Annotated in this window: 19 protein-coding genes and 1 pseudogene; 3 read left to right on the top strand and 17 right to left on the bottom strand. The window is 38.0% G+C overall.

Going from position 1 to position 18,615, the window contains the following annotated elements; all coding sequences use genetic code 11:
- Positions 1-168: 168 nt before the first annotated feature.
- The 4 genes from panF to ACVYAD_RS20180 form a co-directional block, all read right to left on the bottom strand.
- A complete protein-coding gene (gene panF, locus ACVYAD_RS20195) occupies positions 169-1,614 on the bottom strand; it encodes a sodium/pantothenate symporter (RefSeq protein ID WP_476427666.1) in 1,446 nt (481 codons plus the stop codon).
- Positions 1,614-1,877: a YhdT family protein gene (locus ACVYAD_RS20190; RefSeq protein WP_476427664.1), complete on the bottom strand. Its 264-nt coding sequence runs from the start codon at positions 1,875-1,877 to the stop codon at positions 1,614-1,616. Before ACVYAD_RS20190 ends, panF begins: the two co-directional genes overlap by 1 nt.
- 214 nt (positions 1,878-2,091) lie before the next feature.
- A complete protein-coding gene (locus ACVYAD_RS20185; RefSeq protein WP_349658041.1) occupies positions 2,092-2,334 on the bottom strand; it encodes a hypothetical protein in 243 nt (80 codons plus the stop codon).
- A gap of 262 nt (positions 2,335-2,596) precedes the next feature.
- A complete protein-coding gene (locus tag ACVYAD_RS20180) occupies positions 2,597-4,291 on the bottom strand; it encodes a methyl-accepting chemotaxis protein (protein ID WP_476427662.1) in 1,695 nt (564 codons plus the stop codon).
- Between the two features lie 165 nt (positions 4,292-4,456).
- Between ACVYAD_RS20180 and ACVYAD_RS20175 the strand changes: the two are divergent.
- Positions 4,457-4,730, top strand: a pseudogene (locus ACVYAD_RS20175) (shikimate kinase); the annotation flags it as partial.
- Between the two features lie 61 nt (positions 4,731-4,791).
- Here the strand turns inward: ACVYAD_RS20175 and ACVYAD_RS20170 are convergent.
- From ACVYAD_RS20170 to ACVYAD_RS20115, 12 genes are all read right to left on the bottom strand, one after another.
- Positions 4,792-5,649, bottom strand: coding sequence for an MBL fold metallo-hydrolase (locus ACVYAD_RS20170; RefSeq protein WP_476427661.1), 858 nt, complete (start codon positions 5,647-5,649; stop codon positions 4,792-4,794).
- Between the two features lie 4 nt (positions 5,650-5,653).
- The gene (locus tag ACVYAD_RS20165; RefSeq protein ID WP_476427659.1) at positions 5,654-6,103 is read right to left on the bottom strand and encodes a MarR family winged helix-turn-helix transcriptional regulator; all 450 of its coding nucleotides are present in this window, start codon (positions 6,101-6,103) and stop codon (positions 5,654-5,656) included.
- A 266-nt stretch (positions 6,104-6,369) separates the two neighbouring features.
- A complete protein-coding gene (locus ACVYAD_RS20160) occupies positions 6,370-6,738 on the bottom strand; it encodes a hypothetical protein (protein ID WP_476427658.1) in 369 nt (122 codons plus the stop codon).
- A 707-nt stretch (positions 6,739-7,445) separates the two neighbouring features.
- A complete protein-coding gene (locus ACVYAD_RS20155; RefSeq protein ID WP_476427657.1) occupies positions 7,446-8,912 on the bottom strand; it encodes a class I adenylate-forming enzyme family protein in 1,467 nt (488 codons plus the stop codon).
- 16 nt (positions 8,913-8,928) lie between these two features.
- Positions 8,929-9,660, bottom strand: coding sequence for a 3-oxoacyl-ACP reductase FabG (gene fabG / locus ACVYAD_RS20150; protein WP_476427655.1), 732 nt, complete (start codon positions 9,658-9,660; stop codon positions 8,929-8,931).
- Positions 9,644-10,555, bottom strand: a complete 912-nt coding sequence (gene phaZ, locus ACVYAD_RS20145; RefSeq protein WP_349658047.1) for an intracellular short-chain-length polyhydroxyalkanoate depolymerase — start codon at positions 10,553-10,555, stop codon at positions 9,644-9,646. Before phaZ ends, fabG begins: the two co-directional genes overlap by 17 nt.
- Before the next feature lie 12 nt (positions 10,556-10,567).
- The gene (locus tag ACVYAD_RS20140) at positions 10,568-11,572 is read right to left on the bottom strand and encodes a 3-oxoacyl-ACP synthase (protein WP_476427654.1); all 1,005 of its coding nucleotides are present in this window, start codon (positions 11,570-11,572) and stop codon (positions 10,568-10,570) included.
- Positions 11,569-12,588, bottom strand: a complete 1,020-nt coding sequence (locus ACVYAD_RS20135) for a branched-chain amino acid ABC transporter permease (RefSeq protein WP_476427653.1) — start codon at positions 12,586-12,588, stop codon at positions 11,569-11,571. Before ACVYAD_RS20135 ends, ACVYAD_RS20140 begins: the two co-directional genes overlap by 4 nt.
- Positions 12,585-13,457 (bottom strand): branched-chain amino acid ABC transporter permease, encoded by an 873-nt coding sequence (locus ACVYAD_RS20130; protein ID WP_476427652.1) that lies wholly within the window; start codon positions 13,455-13,457, stop codon positions 12,585-12,587. Before ACVYAD_RS20130 ends, ACVYAD_RS20135 begins: the two co-directional genes overlap by 4 nt.
- Before the next feature lie 15 nt (positions 13,458-13,472).
- Entirely contained in the window at positions 13,473-14,180 is a 708-nt protein-coding gene (locus ACVYAD_RS20125; protein WP_349658051.1) for an ABC transporter ATP-binding protein, read from the bottom strand.
- A complete protein-coding gene (locus ACVYAD_RS20120; protein WP_476427651.1) occupies positions 14,155-14,931 on the bottom strand; it encodes an ABC transporter ATP-binding protein in 777 nt (258 codons plus the stop codon). The genes ACVYAD_RS20125 and ACVYAD_RS20120 overlap by 26 nt, the downstream gene beginning before the upstream one ends.
- A gap of 99 nt (positions 14,932-15,030) precedes the next feature.
- Positions 15,031-16,269, bottom strand: coding sequence for a substrate-binding domain-containing protein (locus tag ACVYAD_RS20115; RefSeq protein WP_476427650.1), 1,239 nt, complete (start codon positions 16,267-16,269; stop codon positions 15,031-15,033).
- 273 nt (positions 16,270-16,542) lie between these two features.
- On the opposite strand from ACVYAD_RS20115, the gene ACVYAD_RS20110 reads away from it, so the two are divergent.
- Positions 16,543-17,094: a sigma-70 family RNA polymerase sigma factor gene (locus ACVYAD_RS20110; RefSeq protein WP_476427649.1), complete on the top strand. Its 552-nt coding sequence runs from the start codon at positions 16,543-16,545 to the stop codon at positions 17,092-17,094.
- Positions 17,091-17,672 (top strand): hypothetical protein, encoded by a 582-nt coding sequence (locus ACVYAD_RS20105; RefSeq protein ID WP_476427648.1) that lies wholly within the window; start codon positions 17,091-17,093, stop codon positions 17,670-17,672. The genes ACVYAD_RS20110 and ACVYAD_RS20105 overlap by 4 nt, the downstream gene beginning before the upstream one ends.
- Before the next feature lie 99 nt (positions 17,673-17,771).
- Here ACVYAD_RS20105 and ACVYAD_RS20100 read toward each other — a convergent pair whose 3' ends face one another.
- Entirely contained in the window at positions 17,772-18,590 is an 819-nt protein-coding gene (locus ACVYAD_RS20100) for an alpha/beta fold hydrolase (protein WP_476427647.1), read from the bottom strand.
- Positions 18,591-18,615: the final 25 nt, after the last annotated feature.

Raw genomic sequence — 18,615 nt, 5'->3', positions numbered from 1 at the left:
GTTTTGCCTCCAGCTTCCTTCAGATTCCGCGTCGCCACGGACACCCTTGCTCTTGGCTAACCTCTACTTCTGTCTTCGGGGTTCGGGACTTACACCCTATAGTTCATATGCATGCCGGGCGCACATATAAAACGCCGTAGATATTCTATCTCTACGGCGTTTTATATGTCAGATAAACAACTTTTCGTCTTTAAATTTATGACTCGTTAATAAGCTAACGATAACAAAAATGAATAAGGAAGCGACGATTGGAATTGTCACGGTATGCATGCCAAAGACAGAAGGGTAAAAACGATCAATGGTAATATATAAGGTCATCCCTGAAATCATTGACGCAATCGCACCATATTTGTTGGCCTTTTTCCAATAGAGTCCTAAAACGACGGTCCAAATAAAGACTGCCTCAAGTCCGCCGAAAGCAAATAAATTAAGCCATACTAATAAATCTGGTGGATTTAGTGCAAATACGATAACCGCCAAACCAATCACTGCTGTAACAATAAAGCTTGCACGCTTAATTTCCGAATCATTAGCTGTCGGTTTTATATAATTTAAGTAAATATCTTTCACTACTGTCGAGCTTACAAGCATCAACAACGCATTAACTGTAGACATCGTTGCTGCCATTGGTGCTGCTAAAACAACGCCAGCTAAAAATGGCGGTAAAACCTTTAATGTTAGCAATGGCATAACTTTATCACCAATTTCAATACCTGGCATCACTGGTCTTGCTAAAACACCAATTAGATGCATCCCAAACATAATTGTCCCGATGGCAATAGTGCCAATGATAATGGCTAAATGCATGCTTCTTGAATCTTTATAACTCATCGCACGAACAGCGATTTGTGGGAGCCCGACTACTCCAACACCGATCAAAATCCAAAATGTAGAAACGTATAATGGCGTTAACTCACCTTCAGCTCCAAATGGAGACACAAGATTCGGATTCTCAGCGACAAGTGAGGCCATAATATTATCGATTCCTCCGCCAGCGATGATTGTCCCAATTAATAAAATAACTGTTCCGATCACCATAATCGAGCCCTGCACCGTATCCGTCAATGCAACAGCGCGGAAGCCCCCAATGATTACATAAACTAACACGGAAATCGCAAAAATAAACAGTGCCGTTGTGTAGTTTAAGCCCGTCAATGATTCAATTAATCGAGCACCACCTACCCATTGTGCCATCATGGCAGAAAATAAAAAGATGATGATACTAATGGCTGATAAAATGACTATGGCATGACTTTTATAACGCTCTCGTAAAAAATCTATTAACGTGATCGCTTGATAACGTCTTGCGATAATAGCAAATTTCTTCCCTAAGATCATTAAAACAAAATAACCCGCTGGAAGCTGAGCCATCGCCAGTAAGACCCAACCAAGCCCTTTCGTATAAGCAACACCTGGACCACCAATAAAGCTACTTGCACTACCGTACGTAGCAATCATTGTCATCGCAAGGATGAAGCCTCCCATTTCACGACCACCAAGGAAGTATTCCTGTAAAAATGAATTAGAAGAGCGTATATGCTTATTTGACCAGATACCAATACCAAAGATGATGACTAAAAATAAGAGCAGTGGAACAATAACTTGCCAGTGCATTATCGATCCACCTCCTCATCGTCAAATGGTACCTCTTTGAAAAAGAGTTTCATGACGAGCCAGATTAAAATAATCATAAAGCCAGTCCCTGCAATACAGCTATAGAAAAACCATGCAGGGAAACCGAAAACATACGTATAGCTTGTTGGATCACCAGAGCCTAGTCCATAGGCAAAGCCGAACCATATCGCAAAGTTAATGATAACAAGTCCAATACCGATAAGCGCCTCTCGATGCGCAATTTTAAAACGTTGATCTTTCAAATTACTGTCCCCCTAACCTACTCTATTTTACTGATATGTTCGTATTATGGGAACCTTTGTGAGAAAAATAAATGTTTGATTAAAATAAGATTTAATTCTTTGCTTTTCTTTTGGGACATTATTTAGATTATTTCGCATCGCCGCTACTAAAAAATGAAGACAAAATGAAAAGGCATGAGTTCAGTATAAAACAAGCAAATCTCCTTTCATGCTTTTACTTTTCATCAATGCTGAAAGAAGTTAAAGGATTTTCTGGTCGGTTAGAGCAATATTTGCAATTAGAGTCACTACATTTTGATTCAGTCCAACTATTACATTTAGGGCAAAAATAAGCATCAAAATCATCGTAATATACTAGATTAAACTTGCATTTAGAACAATATTTATCGTGTTCAATTTGACCATAAAATTCAAAATCGCCCACTATTACTTTTCCGTACTTTTCTACTATTTTCATAAATATACCCCTTTAAATTATTCAATCCATATTTATGTATCAACTAACTATATTAACATATATCACCACTTTAATTTTGAATATTTAAAATTTTTCATCAATCTATCCTTTTGTGATAAAAAAAAGATAGATTGAGCTAATTTATTTAAGCTCTTCTATCCTTTTAATCAAATTATATTGGCTTGTTTGTTTAGAAAAAACCGTTCCCTCTGTGTCCTTGTTTGCACTTCAAATCTTTGGATATCACCCTTTTTCAATATCTTTAATATTGGAATTTCTTTATTAAACTTTGAAGCTCGTCTGCCTGTTGTGCCATTTCTTTTGCTGAAGAAGCCATATTATCTATGAAAGCTAATTGCTCCTCTGCTGTTATCGTAACGTGTTCCGTACTTTCAGTAGCCTTGCTTGCAATGCGTGCCATTGCTTCTGTTGAAGCGGTAACTTCTTCAACACTTGCAGACATTTGTTCCGTCACAGCGGAGATGTCATGCAATTGTGTACTTACACCCTTAATCGACTGCATGATCTTGTGGAAGGCCAGTTTTGTATCATCGACAACATCCATACCTGCAGTAGCTTCCTTCGAGTTTCTAGAAATAGCCGTAATAACATTAGCCGTATCACTTTGAATTGAATGAATAAGCGATGCTATTTGATCAGCAGATTGCTTTGATTGTTCTGCCAATTTACGAACTTCATCTGCAACGACAGCAAAGCCTTTTCCTTGCTCCCCGGCACGAGCCGCTTCGATGGCTGCGTTTAAGGCAAGCAAATTCGTTTGATCGGCTATGCTTGTAATCACATCAACGATATTGCCAATTTGTTGCGACTGATCACCTAAAATTCGGACCTGCGCCTCTACATGGTCAGATGATTTATTAATAATTGTCATTTGATTCAATACACGATTCAAAGAATCATTTCCTTGAGCAGCCTCGTCACTCATTAAATCAGCAGCATCTGAAACCGTTGAAGCCGTTTCAGCAACTTGTTGGATGCCAATCGCCATTTCCTGCATGGCCGTTAAGCTATCACTTGTGCTATGTAATGTTGTTCTTGAACCATCGGCTAAATCTTGTAGTGTTGATGTTAACTGTCTCGTCATGTTAGCGGTTTGCTGCGATTTAGATGTTAACCCATCAGACGATACATCAACTTGTTTAGAAGATTGTGCTATTTGTTGCATGACTACCTTTAAGCTTGTCAGCATTTTATTAAACGATTGCGCAAGCTCGCCTGCTTCATCCTTGGAATTAATTTGTAGCTGTTTTGTTAAATCTCCCTCTCCATCCGCAATATCTCGAAGTTGGGCATTCATTTCACGAAGCGGCTTCACGAATGCTCTTGTAAACAGGAAGCTACCTAATATAGCAATGACAGCTCCGATGAACAATACGATGAGAAGCTTGCCGATAAATGCAAAAATAATAGCATTCACTTCATCGATTGTTTCACCGACAAACCACATCCCAATGATGTCTCCATTTGCATCTTTAATAGGTGCATACAGTGTTAAATATTTCGTACCTACTACATCTGCCTCACCAATAAAGGTTTCCCCTTTAGTCATTACATTTTCAACGACTTTTGGATCAGCATCTTTGCCAACTAAACGTTCGCCATTTAGCTTTAGATTAGTAATAAGTCCTTTTGAGCCTTGGAAAATGGTTACACCACCATCGATGCTTTCTCCAACCTCATCCACAAAGGCTTCCTGATCAACTATTCTTGCATCCCCTTTGTAAAGTTCCCCATCTTTTATAGTCCAATCTCCCTTAATTCGTTCTTCTAGAAGCGCATACCCGACCTTAGAAATATGGGTTACACTCTGCTCAAAATTATTTAGCATAATTTCCTTCACTTGTATATGGGATACAAATCCAATCATAATGCTTAAAAACAGAATAACGCCCACTAAAAGCAAATTAAATTTCGTACTAATTTTAAAAGTGCGCAAATAATTTATCTCTCCTTTTCTCATATTTATCAGGAATAATATGTATAAAATGTAAGACATTTTTATTAAACATGATTCTATAAATAGTTTCAATACATTATCAATAAATTAACAATTTTAATATAAATGAGTTGTTGGTGAGCAGTGGTTATGGATCTTCCAAAGCTTTTTGAATCTAGAGGAGGGACTGTTTATTTTGTAGAGCTTGAAGCTGATGTAGTAGAAAGATTGGAAAGAAATAAAAGCGGTAATCGACTTGCATAAACTTTCAAAAAGAGATATTGAATGGTCCGAAAAGGATTTGAAATGCTCGATGGAAAAATACAGATTAAATTCCTTAGAAGGTGAATTAAAATATGGAAATTATCTCAAGATCAACAACACAAATTTGAGTGCTGAAGAAGTTGCTTTGAGCATAAAGGAAATATTTCATTTGTAGAATTGAAAAACGCCTGGATCTCCAAGCGTTTTTTCGGTTCTATAATCACTTGTAACTATAATTAATCAACTATTAACCCATTACTAAAACAATATATTATTTCTTCTTCTAACTGACTTAAATTGCGATTTAGTTGAGTAGATAGTTCATTAACTAAATTCGAATGGTTTCCTTGATGTTTTTCTGTTAAATCACAAATCAACTTTAACAACATTATATACCCCATAAAATCCTCTTTAGAAAATGGGGGCTCATGTGAAAGTACATAAAATTCGGCATCAAACATTTCAATGTTTTCTAAGAGATGTCTAACATTTTCAACTTTATATTGTGGTTGTTGTGTGTAAATACTTGGATACAAGCAATCCCCTAAGAAAAGTACCTTTTCTCCTTCTACATAAATAATTGATGAGTCCTCGGAATGATCTCCACCGACATGTTTGACTACACACCGAATACCACCTAATTCAATCTCATATTTATCTTTAAAAGTAATACTAGGTAATTTGATGGTAATATTTCTGTCTCCTCCAAATTCTTTTTTAATCATGTCGGAACAAAATTGATTCTCTAGGCCTTTTTCGACACGATTATCTAAAGCTTCATCTGACCAATCATATTCCATCATTTTTTCAAGATGCATTTTTGTGTTTTCATGTGCAATTGTTAAGAGATTCATCTGATTTGTTCCAAAGCTATGATCCCAATGCCAATGCGTTAATACTACAGAATGATAATTAGCAATTTGACTTTGATTAAGTTCATCAAGAAATAACTTAGTATGTTTATCAGAATTTCCTGCATCTACAATTAAGGTTTGGTGATCCCCACAAATGGCAGACAGTATTGGTCGATCTGTATCAGGATCATGCGGCAAATAATGTATACGATTAGTTAGTTGTTTCAAATTTTTCTCCATTATCTTAACTCCCTTTGTTTTCATTTGTTCCGACAATCTTATTTAATGTATCAAGAACATTTTTTAACTCTGTTAAGCTAACTTTCGAATAATATTTTTCCACAAGCATGGCGTCAATTTTATTTAGAAGCTGATGAAACTCTTGACCTCTATCCCCAAGATAAATAAAGGTCTCTCTACGGTTTATTGAATTCTCTTGACGATAGATCATTTTCATTTCTTCGAGCTTTGAAATTACTTGGCTAACTGCACTTTTTGAAATACCAAAATGATTTGCAATATCATTTGCAATTACAGGCTCATTGCGAATAATATAAAACATAATAATTTCTTGTTGAGGAGTTAAGTGAAAGTTCTCTAATTCCTCAACCTCTTTGGTTTCTTGTAAAACTAACAACTTGAACTGCTCAAACTTTTGATTGATTTGGTCTATCATTATTAAATAATCTTCCACAGATTTATCAGCCCCAATTCATTTTTAGTTAAGTTCAGTTTACTTAACTATTGCCGAGTTGTCAATTATTGTATGAACACACTAAAAACGGAAACAGCTCTATTCCGCTTGATATTATTTTTTTAGCCACTGCTTACTAATTGGTGAGCAGTGGCAGACAGTAAATTCACAATGAAAGGAACGTCGGGGCAACAAATGATTATTGCACGAAAGCGTAGCGCTAATGAAGTGACAGTGTATGTTCTTCAAAAGGATTACTATGATTTCTATTTAGTTATTGAATGGTCATCAATCGCTTGAACCGCTAGTTCCAACGCTTTAATCCTTCTTTTTAAAAGCGTTCTTTGGGGACTACCAGCCTTTGACTTCATGTTTATGTTCTCAATTGATGGTATTAAACCAGCGAGAACATTGCGCGCTACGGCTAAATCTTCTTGGGTATAATGATGGGGGCTGTGATTCCATACATTTTCTAGCATCGCTAATCCAATGCAAACAGCTTTAAGTCGTTTCTTTACTAAAGTAGTATTTGCGCCTTTCTCGGTCATCTGAGACAAGGCATTTTCGAGTTTGCTGATTGTCGATTGTAAGGATTTTATTGATTCCAATTTTTCTACATTTGTTATGTTTTCCATAGTAGTACTGACCTTTCTTCATTTCTGAAATATATTCTTTTTTACTGAAAATCGTTAAAAATCTGATTTCACTCGCAATATTTCATCATAATTACACAAGGGATTCTCAAAAACCTGGCCCAATTGAATAGCCTCCCCTATCCGTTTATTCACATCTTCAAGGGACCTCCTCGAATAGAGAATGAAGGAAACATTTCATTAATAAAAACAAAAAAACGCCTGAATTTCTAAGCGTTTTTTATCTTCATTCAGTAGAAGATGCCTCCGTCTAAATGTGATGAACTGAATGCGGATGTGGTTCCTTTTTTGAGGTGTTCATAGAAGATGAACTCAGTCTAAGAACGCCACGTCCTGTGGCAACGACAGAGTGACCAACATCCTGTTTGTCCAAGGCCTTCGGCGGATGTCACGGATTTTAAAAGGAATGAATAAAGGATGTTAGCCTAACACCCTCGCATCTCGCGACAACGGCTAACTGTCCTGCATCGGTAAAAACGCTACGTCCTGTGGCATTACCGAAATGACCGACCTCGTGTCGGCCCTCGTGCAGGCCTGAGCACAATTCAAAATCCGGACGCATTGTTTATCTGCGCCAAAGCAAAGCGTCAGCGGCAAATGTTTTCTGTAGCGAAAGCAAAGTGTCAGCTACAAATGTTTTCTGTAGCGAAAGCAAAGCGTCAGCTACAATTACGCCATGGCGTAATTGATTATTTCGCAGCTTTCGCATACATTTGTAATGCTTTCTTATCAATTTTTCCGACACTTGTTTTTGGTAATTCATCAATAACGATTATCTTTTTAGGGATCTTGTAGCGACCTAGATGCTTGTTACAAATTTCTTTGATTTCCTCTAATATAGTGTCATCCTGATTCTTACAAACGATAAAGGCCGCTACGATTTCTCCCCAATAATCATCAGCTACTCCAATGACCGCTACCTCATGCACTAGTTGATGGCGCAAAATACATTGCTCGACTTCTTGTGGGTACACATTTTCCCCGCCAGAAATAATCATCTCTTTACTACGACCGACAATATAAAAGTCACCATCCTCATCCATCATAGCTAAATCACCGGTTTTCAACCAACCTTCATGCATGATTTTTTCAGTCTCCTGCTGATTATTCCAGTAAAAAAGAAACATATGCTTGCCTCTAACGAATAGCTCTCCCACTTCGTTGGGCGCACAGCTTTCTCCGGCACTATTCATAATTTTAACTTCATTGAATTGCATACTTTTCCCCACGGTACCTTTTTTCAAACAGGCTGCCTCTCGAGAAATATAAAAATTATTGGGCCCCGCTTCTGTTAAGCCATAACCCTCTTTAAAAAATAGCCCCTTCTTAAAAAATGCATCATAGATTGGATACGGACATGGTGCGCCTCCTGATAAAAATACGTTCATTGACGGGAAGCTACTCTCTTTAAAGTACTCCGTTGCAATCATCGCTTGGTACATTGTTGGCACAAATAGTGAGATTGTAGTCTTATACTGATTAATCGCCTGAAGAGCGTTTTTTGCCTCAAATTTATCACCAATCACCACTGTACCGCCAGCCATTAATAGCGGTATACATAAAGCATTCAAACCGCCTGTATGAAACAACGGCATATAATTTAACGTACAATCACGATCATTCAAGCCCCAGCTAATAATTGTATTAATCGCATTCCAATTCACAGAATTAAAGGATAGGACAACACCTTTTGCCTTGCCAGTTGTACCCCCAGTGTAAATCATTAGCCAAGGATCATTCAGGTCTACTTCTCGGATGCTGAGAGTAGCTGCTTCACTCGCTATACGAAGTGAATGCATATTTTCTAAAGATACAGGGCAATTCATTTCTTCATCGAAAAGTAGTAAAGAAGGCGTAGCATCTGTCAAAATATCATGTAATTCCTTTGCACTCATACGCCAGTTCAGTGGCACGTAGATCAGTCCTCTTAATCCACATGCGAATAAGACAGCAAAAAGCTGGATGTGATTTTTCGCAAATACGGCAACACGACTTCCTGCTCGCAAGTTTTGGCGCTCAAAAAAATGACACCATTTTGTGATTTCCACTGTTAGTTGCTGATAAGTCCACTGCTCCTGTGTTTCTAGGTTTACCAATGCGATTCGTTTAGGTGTTAACGATGCACGTTTTAATATCCAGGATTGCTCAACAAACATTTTGAAAGCCTCCTTATCACATCATAATTGCTCCATCCACATGAAGCGTGTGACCGTGGACATAGGAAGCCTCATCAGATGCTAAAAATAAATAGGCATTGGCAATATCTCTAGGTGTTCCTAATCTTTGCAATGGCACGACAGAACGCATTTGTGCTAGCACATTTTCTGGCATTTTTTTCACCATGTCTGTTTCTGTAAAACCAGGAGCCACCGCATTAACGTTAATCCCCTTGCGCCCTAATTCCTTCGCCCAAGTTTTCGTCATGCCGATAATAGCAGCCTTTGTAGCAGCGTAATTCGTTTGACCAACATTGCCATAAACCCCGCTAACAGAGGATGTATTAATAATTTTTCCCCCTCCGGCGGCAATCATATGTGGAATGACCTCTTGCGTACAATTGAAAACACCAGTCAAATTCACATCAAGCACTTGATGTAACTGATCTTCCGTCATTTTTGTTAGCATCGCATCACGTGTAATACCCGCATTGTTCACTAAAATATCGACTCGGCATGTTCTCTCTATGACTGTTACTACTAAGTTTTTGACGCTCTCTCTATCTGCAACGTCTACTTGCACAAATAATGCTTGATCCCCTAAATGTTTGGCTGCAGAAACCCCTGCATCCTCATTAAAATCTGCAATAACAACGAATGCACCCTCTTCAATAAACCGTTCCGCAGCAGCATAGCCAATCCCATTCGCGGCTCCCGTAATGATGGCAACTTTATTGTTTAAACGCATACTTTTTTCCTCCTATTTCTAAAAACGCTTCAATTTCAGATGTCAGCTGTGGTAAATCATCTATTAATGGGGAATGACCGCAGTCTTTTAAACTAACGAATTGTGCGTTTTCACCTAAATCGAGCATTATTTCATCATTCATCCCTTCTGTTATTACGTAATCACGATCCCCTCTTAACACTAAAACTGGAATGGTAATTTGTTGTACTTCATGCGTGCCTTTTGCGACATCATGATCAACAGCACTTATATTGAAGACATTTAAGGCATGATAAACTTCCGCTAAATTTCGTTGTGTCAGCATATCCTCCACATATGTCAGATAGTGTTCTTGGCTAGGCTGTTTTTGTGTGTAAATAAGTGCGTTCCAGACCGACTGTAAGCCATGCACATCTTTCGAATCATAGAAGCCTTGTACTAATTTTGTTTTAGATGTATCAACGAGTACTTCTTCATAGCTAAAAGCTCTTTTTAATGCCGCTTGATTGCCAGTACCTAAATCTGTGTAAAATGGGTAGCCTCTCGTAGATGCCGAGGCTAGTAAAATAAGCTGCTGACAATAGCCTGGATACTGTGCGACAAACTGCATACATACAGCTCCGCCCGTTGACCAACCAATCATGTCAAACTGCTGCAATTTAATCGCATCCACAAAAAGCTTCACATCATCACTAAAATCTTTAATCGCGGAAATTGGTTTATGATAAGATGAACTACCAAAGCCCCGTAGGTCCAGCGCATAAATTGTATATTTTTCATCCAACGCGTCGATTAGAACGTCCCAATGTTTGGATGATGTCATATTACCGTGAATCAATAATAAAACACGTTCTCCCCCTTGACGTTTGCGATACGCAATCGTTTCTCCATTTGATAGCTCAACAGTTTTTAACATTCCATTTCCCCCTTATCCCCATCGAATAGTAATTGCTCCCCATACATAGCCAATCCCCGCACTAACAAGTGTGACGATGTCGCCATCATAAATACGGCCTTCTCGTAATGCTAGCTGCAATGATAATATTTGATCAATCTGTCCGATATGACCATACTCTTGCAAGTATATGGACTGCTCTTGCTTTAACCCAAGTTCTGATAAAATATAATCATGAGCAGATCTTTTCATGTGAAGCATCGCTAAATAACCAACATCACCCTCATTGAATCCACTTTTCGCTAAAGATGTTCGAATTACCTTCAAAAAATTGCTTAAAGATTTTTGCTCTAAACGTTCCTTCATTCCAATTGGGTCAATCACATCGAGCTGATACAATTTATTTTCTAAATGAGAAGGCGTCAAAGGTTTTTTTGTACCGCCTACAGGCACGACTACATCCTCTGAGAATGAGCCATCCGTCATTATATCCGCCTCTAATAAGTGATTTTTATCATAGTTTTTCTGTAAAAGAATAGCGCCTCCACCAGCTGCTAAATTATACATAAAGCGTGTTCGAGGATTGCTGTAATCGATAAAATCAACGTTTCGATAGCCACCAGCTAAGAGTACGGTATGAATGGAATCATCCGACGCCATTAGGCTTTTCGCTAACTTTAGTGCCATAATGGTCGTACCGCATCTTAATTGCACATCAAATGCCCAAGCATTTACAGCCCCTAGCTCCTCCTGCATTTTTATCGAGGCAGTCCACAAAGGGTACTCTTTATGCTCCTCTCCCATATAGATCACAACATCAATGTCCTTCGGGTCGATATTAGCCTTGCGTATAGCGTCCTGCGCGGCCCATATCCCCATTTGAACCGTATGATCGTGCTCACCAGGAATAGGCTTTTCATAAATACCCATTTTTTGTCGAATAACATCCTCTGGTATATTGGCAAGCATCGCAATTTCTTTTGACGTCATTTTCGTCTGCGGAATATAGATTCCTGTACTTACAATGCCTACAGTCATTCAAATCGCTCCTTTTCCTGCGACAGGGCAACCGATGATTGATTTATTCCTTTTCGCTTTAATCGCCATTTCCAAAACATCATACGTAAGGATCCAATAATACCTTTTGGGAAAAAGATAACTGCTAAAATATATAGAATCCCAAAGAAGATAATCCAACGTTCAAATATTGGATAATCACGAGCTAACCCTGAAAGTGCATGTTGTGCATATTCAATAACAGCCGATCCTAATAATGGCCCAACTAAAGTGCCGACACCGCCAATAATCGTCATTAATAATGCATCTAAAGTAATGTCCATTGTCATCACACTCGTATTGACAAAACGGAGTGACACAGCATATAAGGAACCCGCTAAGCTTGCAACAGTACCTGCGACAATTGAAGCAATCACTTTATAGTACAAAGTGTTGTAGCCTAATGATTTTGTTCGTTGTTCATTTTCCCGAACAGCAATTAAAATTCGACCAGTTGGTGAGTTCACGAAGCGATATAGCGCAATAAAAATAACGACTAAGCATGCTAGCACGAAGAAATAAAACGTCATTCGATCTCTAAATATTTCGGGTGCTCTAAACGTAAAGCCATCATTTCCGTATGTAACAGAACGCCATTTTTCTGCCACAACTAAAAATAGTCCTGAAAAAGCTAATGTCAGCATCGCAAAGAAATGACTTTTTAATCGAAGCGTTAGTAATCCTACTAAAAAGCTAATGAAGCCTGCTAGTAACATGCCGACTACAATCGATAAGAAAAATGTTGAGAGTGTTGGCTCCATTTGTTTCAGCATGACAGCGGTTGTATATGCACCTAAACCAAAAAACATTGCATGCCCGAACGAAACAATTCCTGTATAGCCAAGGAGAATGTCATAGCTCATCGCTAAAATACCGAAAATAAAGATTTGCGTTAATAAAATAATGAGCGTCCTTGAGTCATTGACGAAAGGGAGAAGCACTAAAATAGCTAACATGAGGAAAAAACATAGATGCTGCAATGAAAGCTTCATTTTCATGTTGATCTCTCCTTTCTCATAGCAAATAAGCCTTGTGGACGGAAAATTAATACAATAGCCATTAAAATCATATTGACCGCAAGCGATAACACTGGCACATAATAAGCCATAAAGCTACCTGCTAAACCTACTAATATAGCTGCTAATAGCGAGCCTGAAAAACTGCCCATTCCTCCGATTACGACAACGATAAAACCTAAAATCGCATACTCCATGCCCATTTCTGCATAAATGACGCCTGAATACGGAGCCATTAACATACCACTAAGTGCTGCAAGTGCCGCACCAACCATAAACACATATAAAAACACTCGCTTTATATGAATACCAAGCGCCTGTGCCATCTCTTTATCCTGTACACCAGCACGAACGATGAGCCCGACCTTCGTCTTTTTTAGCATGTATTGGAAAATACCGAAAATGATAAAACCGACAATAATAATAAATAATCGATATTTAATAATAATAACGTCTCCAATTTCCCAGCTACCTGCTAAATAACTCGGCGTTTTCACTGCCACACCATTTGGACCAAAAGCAACTTTAATCATCTCCTGCAGCACGAGCATCAGCCCTAATGTAATTAAAATTTGCTGAATATGATTGCCGTACACAGGTGTAATAATTAATTTTTCTGTAATGAGTCCTAATAAAGCTCCCGTTACGATGGCACCTATAATTCCAATAAGAAAGCTCTCTGTGAACATATACGTAAAGATCCCCGCATAAGCCCCCCAAACAAATAAACCACCATGTGCAAAGTTCAAAACGTCCATTAATCCAAAAATTAACGTCAAGCCAGCCGCCAGCAAAAAAATTAACATGCCGGTTGCAAGGCCATTAATGACTAAATTGACGAATAGCTCCAATAAAGTACACCCCCTTTATCCGATTCCAAGATATTTTCGTTTTAATTCTTCATGATGGATAAGATCTTGCATTTTCCCTGAGTGAACGGTTCTACCATCATCAATCAATGTATACGTATCACCAATTCGGCTCGCCATCATAAAGTTTTGCTCGACAAGAACGATGGACGTTTGCTTTTTCATTTCAACAATGGCCTCCATTACTTTCTCTACCACAATGGGCGCTAATCCTTTCGAAGGCTCATCAATCAATATCAACTTACTATCATTGATAAATGCCCGTGCCATGGATAGCATTTGTTTTTGACCACCCGAAAGATGTCCACCAGCCTTCTTCCAAAATTTCTTTAAGTCTGGAAACAGCTCCAGTACATAATTTTGCCGCTCTAAAGTAGCTGTATCTTCTTTACGCATGGCTACTTTCATATTTTCCTCTACTGTTAAATCTGCAAAGATTCCTTGGTTTTCAGGAACATAGCCTATTCCTAACTTAGCTACTTTATAGGTAGGGTTTTTCTTAATAGAATGTGAGCGAAATTCAACTTCTCCCTTTGAGGCAGGTGTTAACCCCATAATCGTTTTTAAAGTGGTCGTTTTGCCTGCTCCATTTCTGCCAAGCAGTACAGTTACTTGCCCTTCCATTGCCTCAAAATTGACCCCCTGCAAAATATGGTATTGCCCGATATATGTGTGGACATCACTTAATTTCAGTAAGGTGTTCATCGTACAGACCTCCTAAATATGCGTTTTGTACGGTTTCGTTTTTCATAATGTCCTCTGGTGTTCCATCTGCAAGAAGCTGGCCATTAAATAGCACCATAATCGAATCCGACAAATCTAGAATCATATCCATCTTGTGCTCAATGAGGAGAATAGTTTTATCCCCTTGATTTTTAATCGTGCGAATCACTTCTAAAATCGTCGGCACCTCCTCTAAGGACATACCTGCCGTTGGTTCATCTAGTAAAAGAATTTCCGTATCAAGTGCTAACAGCATCGCAATCTCAAGCTTTCTCTTTTCCCCATGAGATAGCATTGTCGTGAGGGCATCTCTTTTATTGTCAAGCAAAACAAGTGTTAATAGCTCCTCCGCTTTTTCTGTAATTGCCTTGTAGCTTTTATAATGACGAAATAATTGATAACGAACTTTCTCCTTGGATTGCACAGCCAGACGGACATTTTCTAATACTGTCAGGTTCGGGAAAACATTCGTAATTTGAAATGATCGCCCTAGCCCCATGCGTGTTCTTTCAATTGCTGATTTTTTCGCAAGTGATTGCCCCTTAAAATAGACATCCCCGGCAGTTGGCTTTAGCTCTCCACTTATCAAATTAAAGAAGGTTGTTTTCCCAGCTCCATTTGGTCCAATAATTGACTTCAAGTGCTTTTCCGGCATATTAAAATTCACATGGTCGACAGCTATATGTCCGCCAAAACGAATGGTTAAGTTTTCTGTTCGTAAAATGGGTTCCATCGTATTCTCCTTTCTAGTACTTCTAACTCTCTTCACCCATTCTCATATGAAAGTGGGTGAAGAGAGACAGAATAATAAAGCTTTCTGTCTCCAATTTCATTAATTCATAACCGGTGGGGCTGTTTCTTCAGGGCTTAGCTCACGAACTAGCACTGGTACCGGATAATCTACCCCATCTTGCTTTTCTAAGCGGATCGAATACATCGACTGTAATGCTTGATGATCTTCTTTTCGGAAAGTCATCGTACCCTTTGGTGTTTCAAATGACATCCCTTCCATAATGCCGATCAGTTTTTCCGCATCTGTATCACCCTCTGATTTTTTCAAAGCATCTACAATCGAGATGGCTGCAGACATGCCTCCTGGCGTAAATAAATCTGGAACGTCATTGAAGCGTTTTTTATGTTCTTCAACTAACCATTTATTCACATCATTTTGTGGTAACGTATGATAATAAACAGAGAACCCTTCCATACCAATTAATGGATTCATAAATTTCAATGCAATAATATCTGGTGCACCTGTTGAAATTTTAATGCCTTTTTCTTGAATTTTTAAATCGGCAATTTGATTCCACGGTGAGTTTGCACCAGCCCATACAACAAATAAATAATCTGGTTTAGCATCAATTACTTTTTGCAAATTGGACGTAAAATCAGTCGCTGCCGGATCTGCATATTCCTCTAAAACAATTTCTGCTCCTAACTCTTCCGCAGCCGTCTTAAAGGCTTTTACCCCGTCCAAGCCAAAAGAATAATCCGGCGCAAACGTTGCGATCTTAACACCTTTTCCCGCGATTGCTGCCGCTGCAGCATAAGCATCCTGAGAGGAATTTCGACCTGTACGGAAAATATATTTATTAAATTCTGAGCCCGTAATACTATCCGCTACCGCAGGCTCCACCACCATAATCTTTTCGTACTCTTCCGCAAGTGGTAAAACAGCAAGCGTATCACCTGAGCTAGAAGAGCCTACTAAAAAATCAACCTTGTCATCTTCTAATAGCTTCGTCGCTTTTTGAACCGCAACCTCAGGCTTTGTTTCTGTATCTTCATAGACAACTTCAATTTTCTTACCGTTAACCTCCATCGTGCCGCCTGTAGCATATTCAATTCCTAAATCAAAGCCATGCTGCGTTTGTTTCCCATACGATTCAAGAGCACCCGTTAATGACGCAAGCACGCCGATTTTAATAGTTCCCCCTTCCTCCTTAGTTCCTTTTGTGTCATCATCTGAAGCCTTATCACCTGTTGAACTATCCTTCGACCCATCCGAATTACAAGCCACCATCAACATCGTCAACATCAATAAAAGCACAAATAACCAATGCTTCTTCATCCCATATCCCCTTTCATAATGAACTAAAAAGAAAGCGCTTTCGTTGCTATGTAAACACTATATAAAACTCTAGTTACAAATTAGTTACAAGTTGTTAGGCTCATCACTTGAGCCTAACAACTCTGCGACGAAAGTGGGATTTTTGCGGGGATGGGAGATTTATCGGAATAAAAGATACTTTTCAATCAAATACAGAAAAAACTTTCCATTTATGCGCGAGTGTTCCATAAAAATTTCGTTATAGTATGTATAACGATCATAAGGAGTGACAAAATGAATGATTTTATCGAACGCCTTCAACAACATGATGAAAATGCTCTTAAATATGTAGTTGAACACTATTTAGGATTTGTGAAGGCAATTACTTTGAAAATTTTAGACAAACCGTCTGATTACATGCTAATAGAGGAATGTGTAAATGATGTATTTCTTCTAATATGGCAAAAAAGTATTTATTTCATCGGGAGCGAAGCGGATTTTAAAAAGTGGATAGGGATGATTACTAAATATAAAGCGATTGATATTTACCGAAAACAGCAAAAACAACTTGCTACACTGCCTATGGATAATATTCCACCACTTATTGCTTCAAATAATATTGAACAAGAACTGGATAAATTGTATGCAAAAGAACAATTACTTCTTGAAATAATGCATCTACCTGATTTAGATAGAGAATTATTTTTAATGAGGTATTATCTAGAATATTCAAATAGTGAAATAGCAGAAATTTTACATATGACAAAATCTGCAGTGGAAAGTCGTTTATATCGAGGAAAGAAAAAGCTTTCTAAAAATCCTAAATTAAAGGAGTGCTGGATATGAGTAAGGAAAAAAGTATCTTACAGTTAGATATAGAAGATATCGTACCAGTGGTGGTTTCAAAAAATGAAAAGCAAAAGGTAATTAACACCGTTTTACAAAAGAAATCAAAACCAAAGCAAATCCGTAAATGGGCAATTGCCTCAATTTTTGCTATTGGAATAAGCTCAGCTTGCTTAGTAAATTTTCCATCTCTAGCTTCCATATTACCAATAAATGATTTAAAAATTCACAAAACTATGTTCTCAAAACAGCATGAATTTATTTTTAATCGTATTTCGATTTCTGGAAATTCAGCGCACATTTACTTTAGCTGTGATATGGACTTTGCTACTGAATTTATAACTTTAGACATAGTGGATAATTTAGAGAACCATTATGAAGATACAACAGAAACGACGACGACAAAAGTAACCGATGATTACTCAAATGGGCAAGCAATAATAAATAACTTTAATGCTGATGCTTCCGCAATCTTCATTACGCCAATAATTCGTACAATGGATAACGAGGGCAAAGTCACTAAAGAAAGACTTGAGACTATAAAAATTGATATAGATTCCAATGCGGAAAATACGTGAAAAGAAATTAGACAGAAAGAATCCCTTGAATTTATTGAATAAGTGAATTCTTCAATCGAACAAAGGATTTCATTCTGTCTGTCTTTTTAAAAATGTATTTCAATCGTTAATTTCCTCTACCCTATCCAACCATTCATACATAAGGCTATTAAACAAATTCGCTTGTTCAATTTGCAAATTATGCCCAGCCTTATCTAAAATTGTGAAGGCTGCTCGTGGGAATTTATCTAAAATATCAAAAGCGTCCTTATAACCAACCATTGAATCCTGTTTGCCCAACAAAAATAAGCAAGGTTTATCAAATGAAATTTCATCTACAGGAAAAGAAAAACGATAGCTTTTTTGGATTTTTTCTAAAAATTCCACATCTGCATTTTTTTGCCCCGCTACCACTTCATTCGTATAACGATGACAATTATATTCATCCAAGACGACGAGATGTGAGCTGAAATCCTCTTGTTCCTCTTTTGTTAATGTTGATATAAATTCTTTATCCGCCGAGACAATACTTTGTTCAGGCACAGTTCGATTTTGTTTATCAGGAATAATTAACGGACAAATAAACGCAGCCCCTAATATTTGTTCATGATACTCTCTCATAATTCCTCGCACTAAATATCCACCATAAGATTCTCCTACCAATAAATAACGTTCGTTTGGTAGTAAGTCGTGTATTAGTTCTACAACGGCCTCTAGCATTTCATCTGAGTTATTGATCTTTTCATAGTCTGTCGTCATGCCCATTCCTGGAAGATCAATATAAATTCGTTTCCAGCCTTCCCTTTCGGCAAAAACAGGCTCCATACATCCCTTCATTAATCTATGGTCTGGCGAATAGCCATGGAGCATTACGATTGGTGTTCCGGTTCCAATCACTTCATAGTAAATATTCGCTTTACTTACCTTACAAAATGACATAGTAGTTCCTCCAATTTTTATAAAA

It is taken from the genome of Lysinibacillus sp. G1-3 (assembly GCF_056322905.1).
This window is presented reverse-complemented; position numbering and strand designations above follow the sequence as displayed.

What these genes read in the sequence shown, in the direction of transcription:
- panF (WP_476427666.1), bottom strand. Translation starts at nt 1,614, where the DNA reads ATGCACTGGCAAGTTATTGTTCCACTGCTCTTATTTTTAGTCATCATC.
- ACVYAD_RS20185 (WP_349658041.1), bottom strand. Translation starts at nt 2,334, where the DNA reads ATGAAAATAGTAGAAAAGTACGGAAAAGTAATAGTGGGCGATTTTGAA.
- ACVYAD_RS20170 (WP_476427661.1), bottom strand. Translation starts at nt 5,649, where the DNA reads ATGGAGAAAAATTTGAAACAACTAACTAATCGTATACATTATTTGCCG.
- ACVYAD_RS20160 (WP_476427658.1), bottom strand. Translation starts at nt 6,738, where the DNA reads ATGGAAAACATAACAAATGTAGAAAAATTGGAATCAATAAAATCCTTA.
- ACVYAD_RS20155 (WP_476427657.1), bottom strand. Translation starts at nt 8,912, where the DNA reads ATGTTTGTTGAGCAATCCTGGATATTAAAACGTGCATCGTTAACACCT.
- fabG (WP_476427655.1), bottom strand. Translation starts at nt 9,660, where the DNA reads ATGCGTTTAAACAATAAAGTTGCCATCATTACGGGAGCCGCGAATGGG.
- phaZ (WP_349658047.1), bottom strand. Translation starts at nt 10,555, where the DNA reads ATGTTAAAAACTGTTGAGCTATCAAATGGAGAAACGATTGCGTATCGC.
- ACVYAD_RS20140 (WP_476427654.1), bottom strand. Translation starts at nt 11,572, where the DNA reads ATGACTGTAGGCATTGTAAGTACAGGAATCTATATTCCGCAGACGAAA.
- ACVYAD_RS20135 (WP_476427653.1), bottom strand. Translation starts at nt 12,588, where the DNA reads ATGAAAATGAAGCTTTCATTGCAGCATCTATGTTTTTTCCTCATGTTA.
- ACVYAD_RS20125 (WP_349658051.1), bottom strand. Translation starts at nt 14,180, where the DNA reads ATGAACACCTTACTGAAATTAAGTGATGTCCACACATATATCGGGCAA.
- ACVYAD_RS20120 (WP_476427651.1), bottom strand. Translation starts at nt 14,931, where the DNA reads ATGGAACCCATTTTACGAACAGAAAACTTAACCATTCGTTTTGGCGGA.
- ACVYAD_RS20115 (WP_476427650.1), bottom strand. Translation starts at nt 16,269, where the DNA reads ATGAAGAAGCATTGGTTATTTGTGCTTTTATTGATGTTGACGATGTTG.
- ACVYAD_RS20110 (WP_476427649.1), top strand. Translation starts at nt 16,543, where the DNA reads ATGAATGATTTTATCGAACGCCTTCAACAACATGATGAAAATGCTCTT.
- ACVYAD_RS20105 (WP_476427648.1), top strand. Translation starts at nt 17,091, where the DNA reads ATGAGTAAGGAAAAAAGTATCTTACAGTTAGATATAGAAGATATCGTA.
- ACVYAD_RS20100 (WP_476427647.1), bottom strand. Translation starts at nt 18,590, where the DNA reads ATGTCATTTTGTAAGGTAAGTAAAGCGAATATTTACTATGAAGTGATT.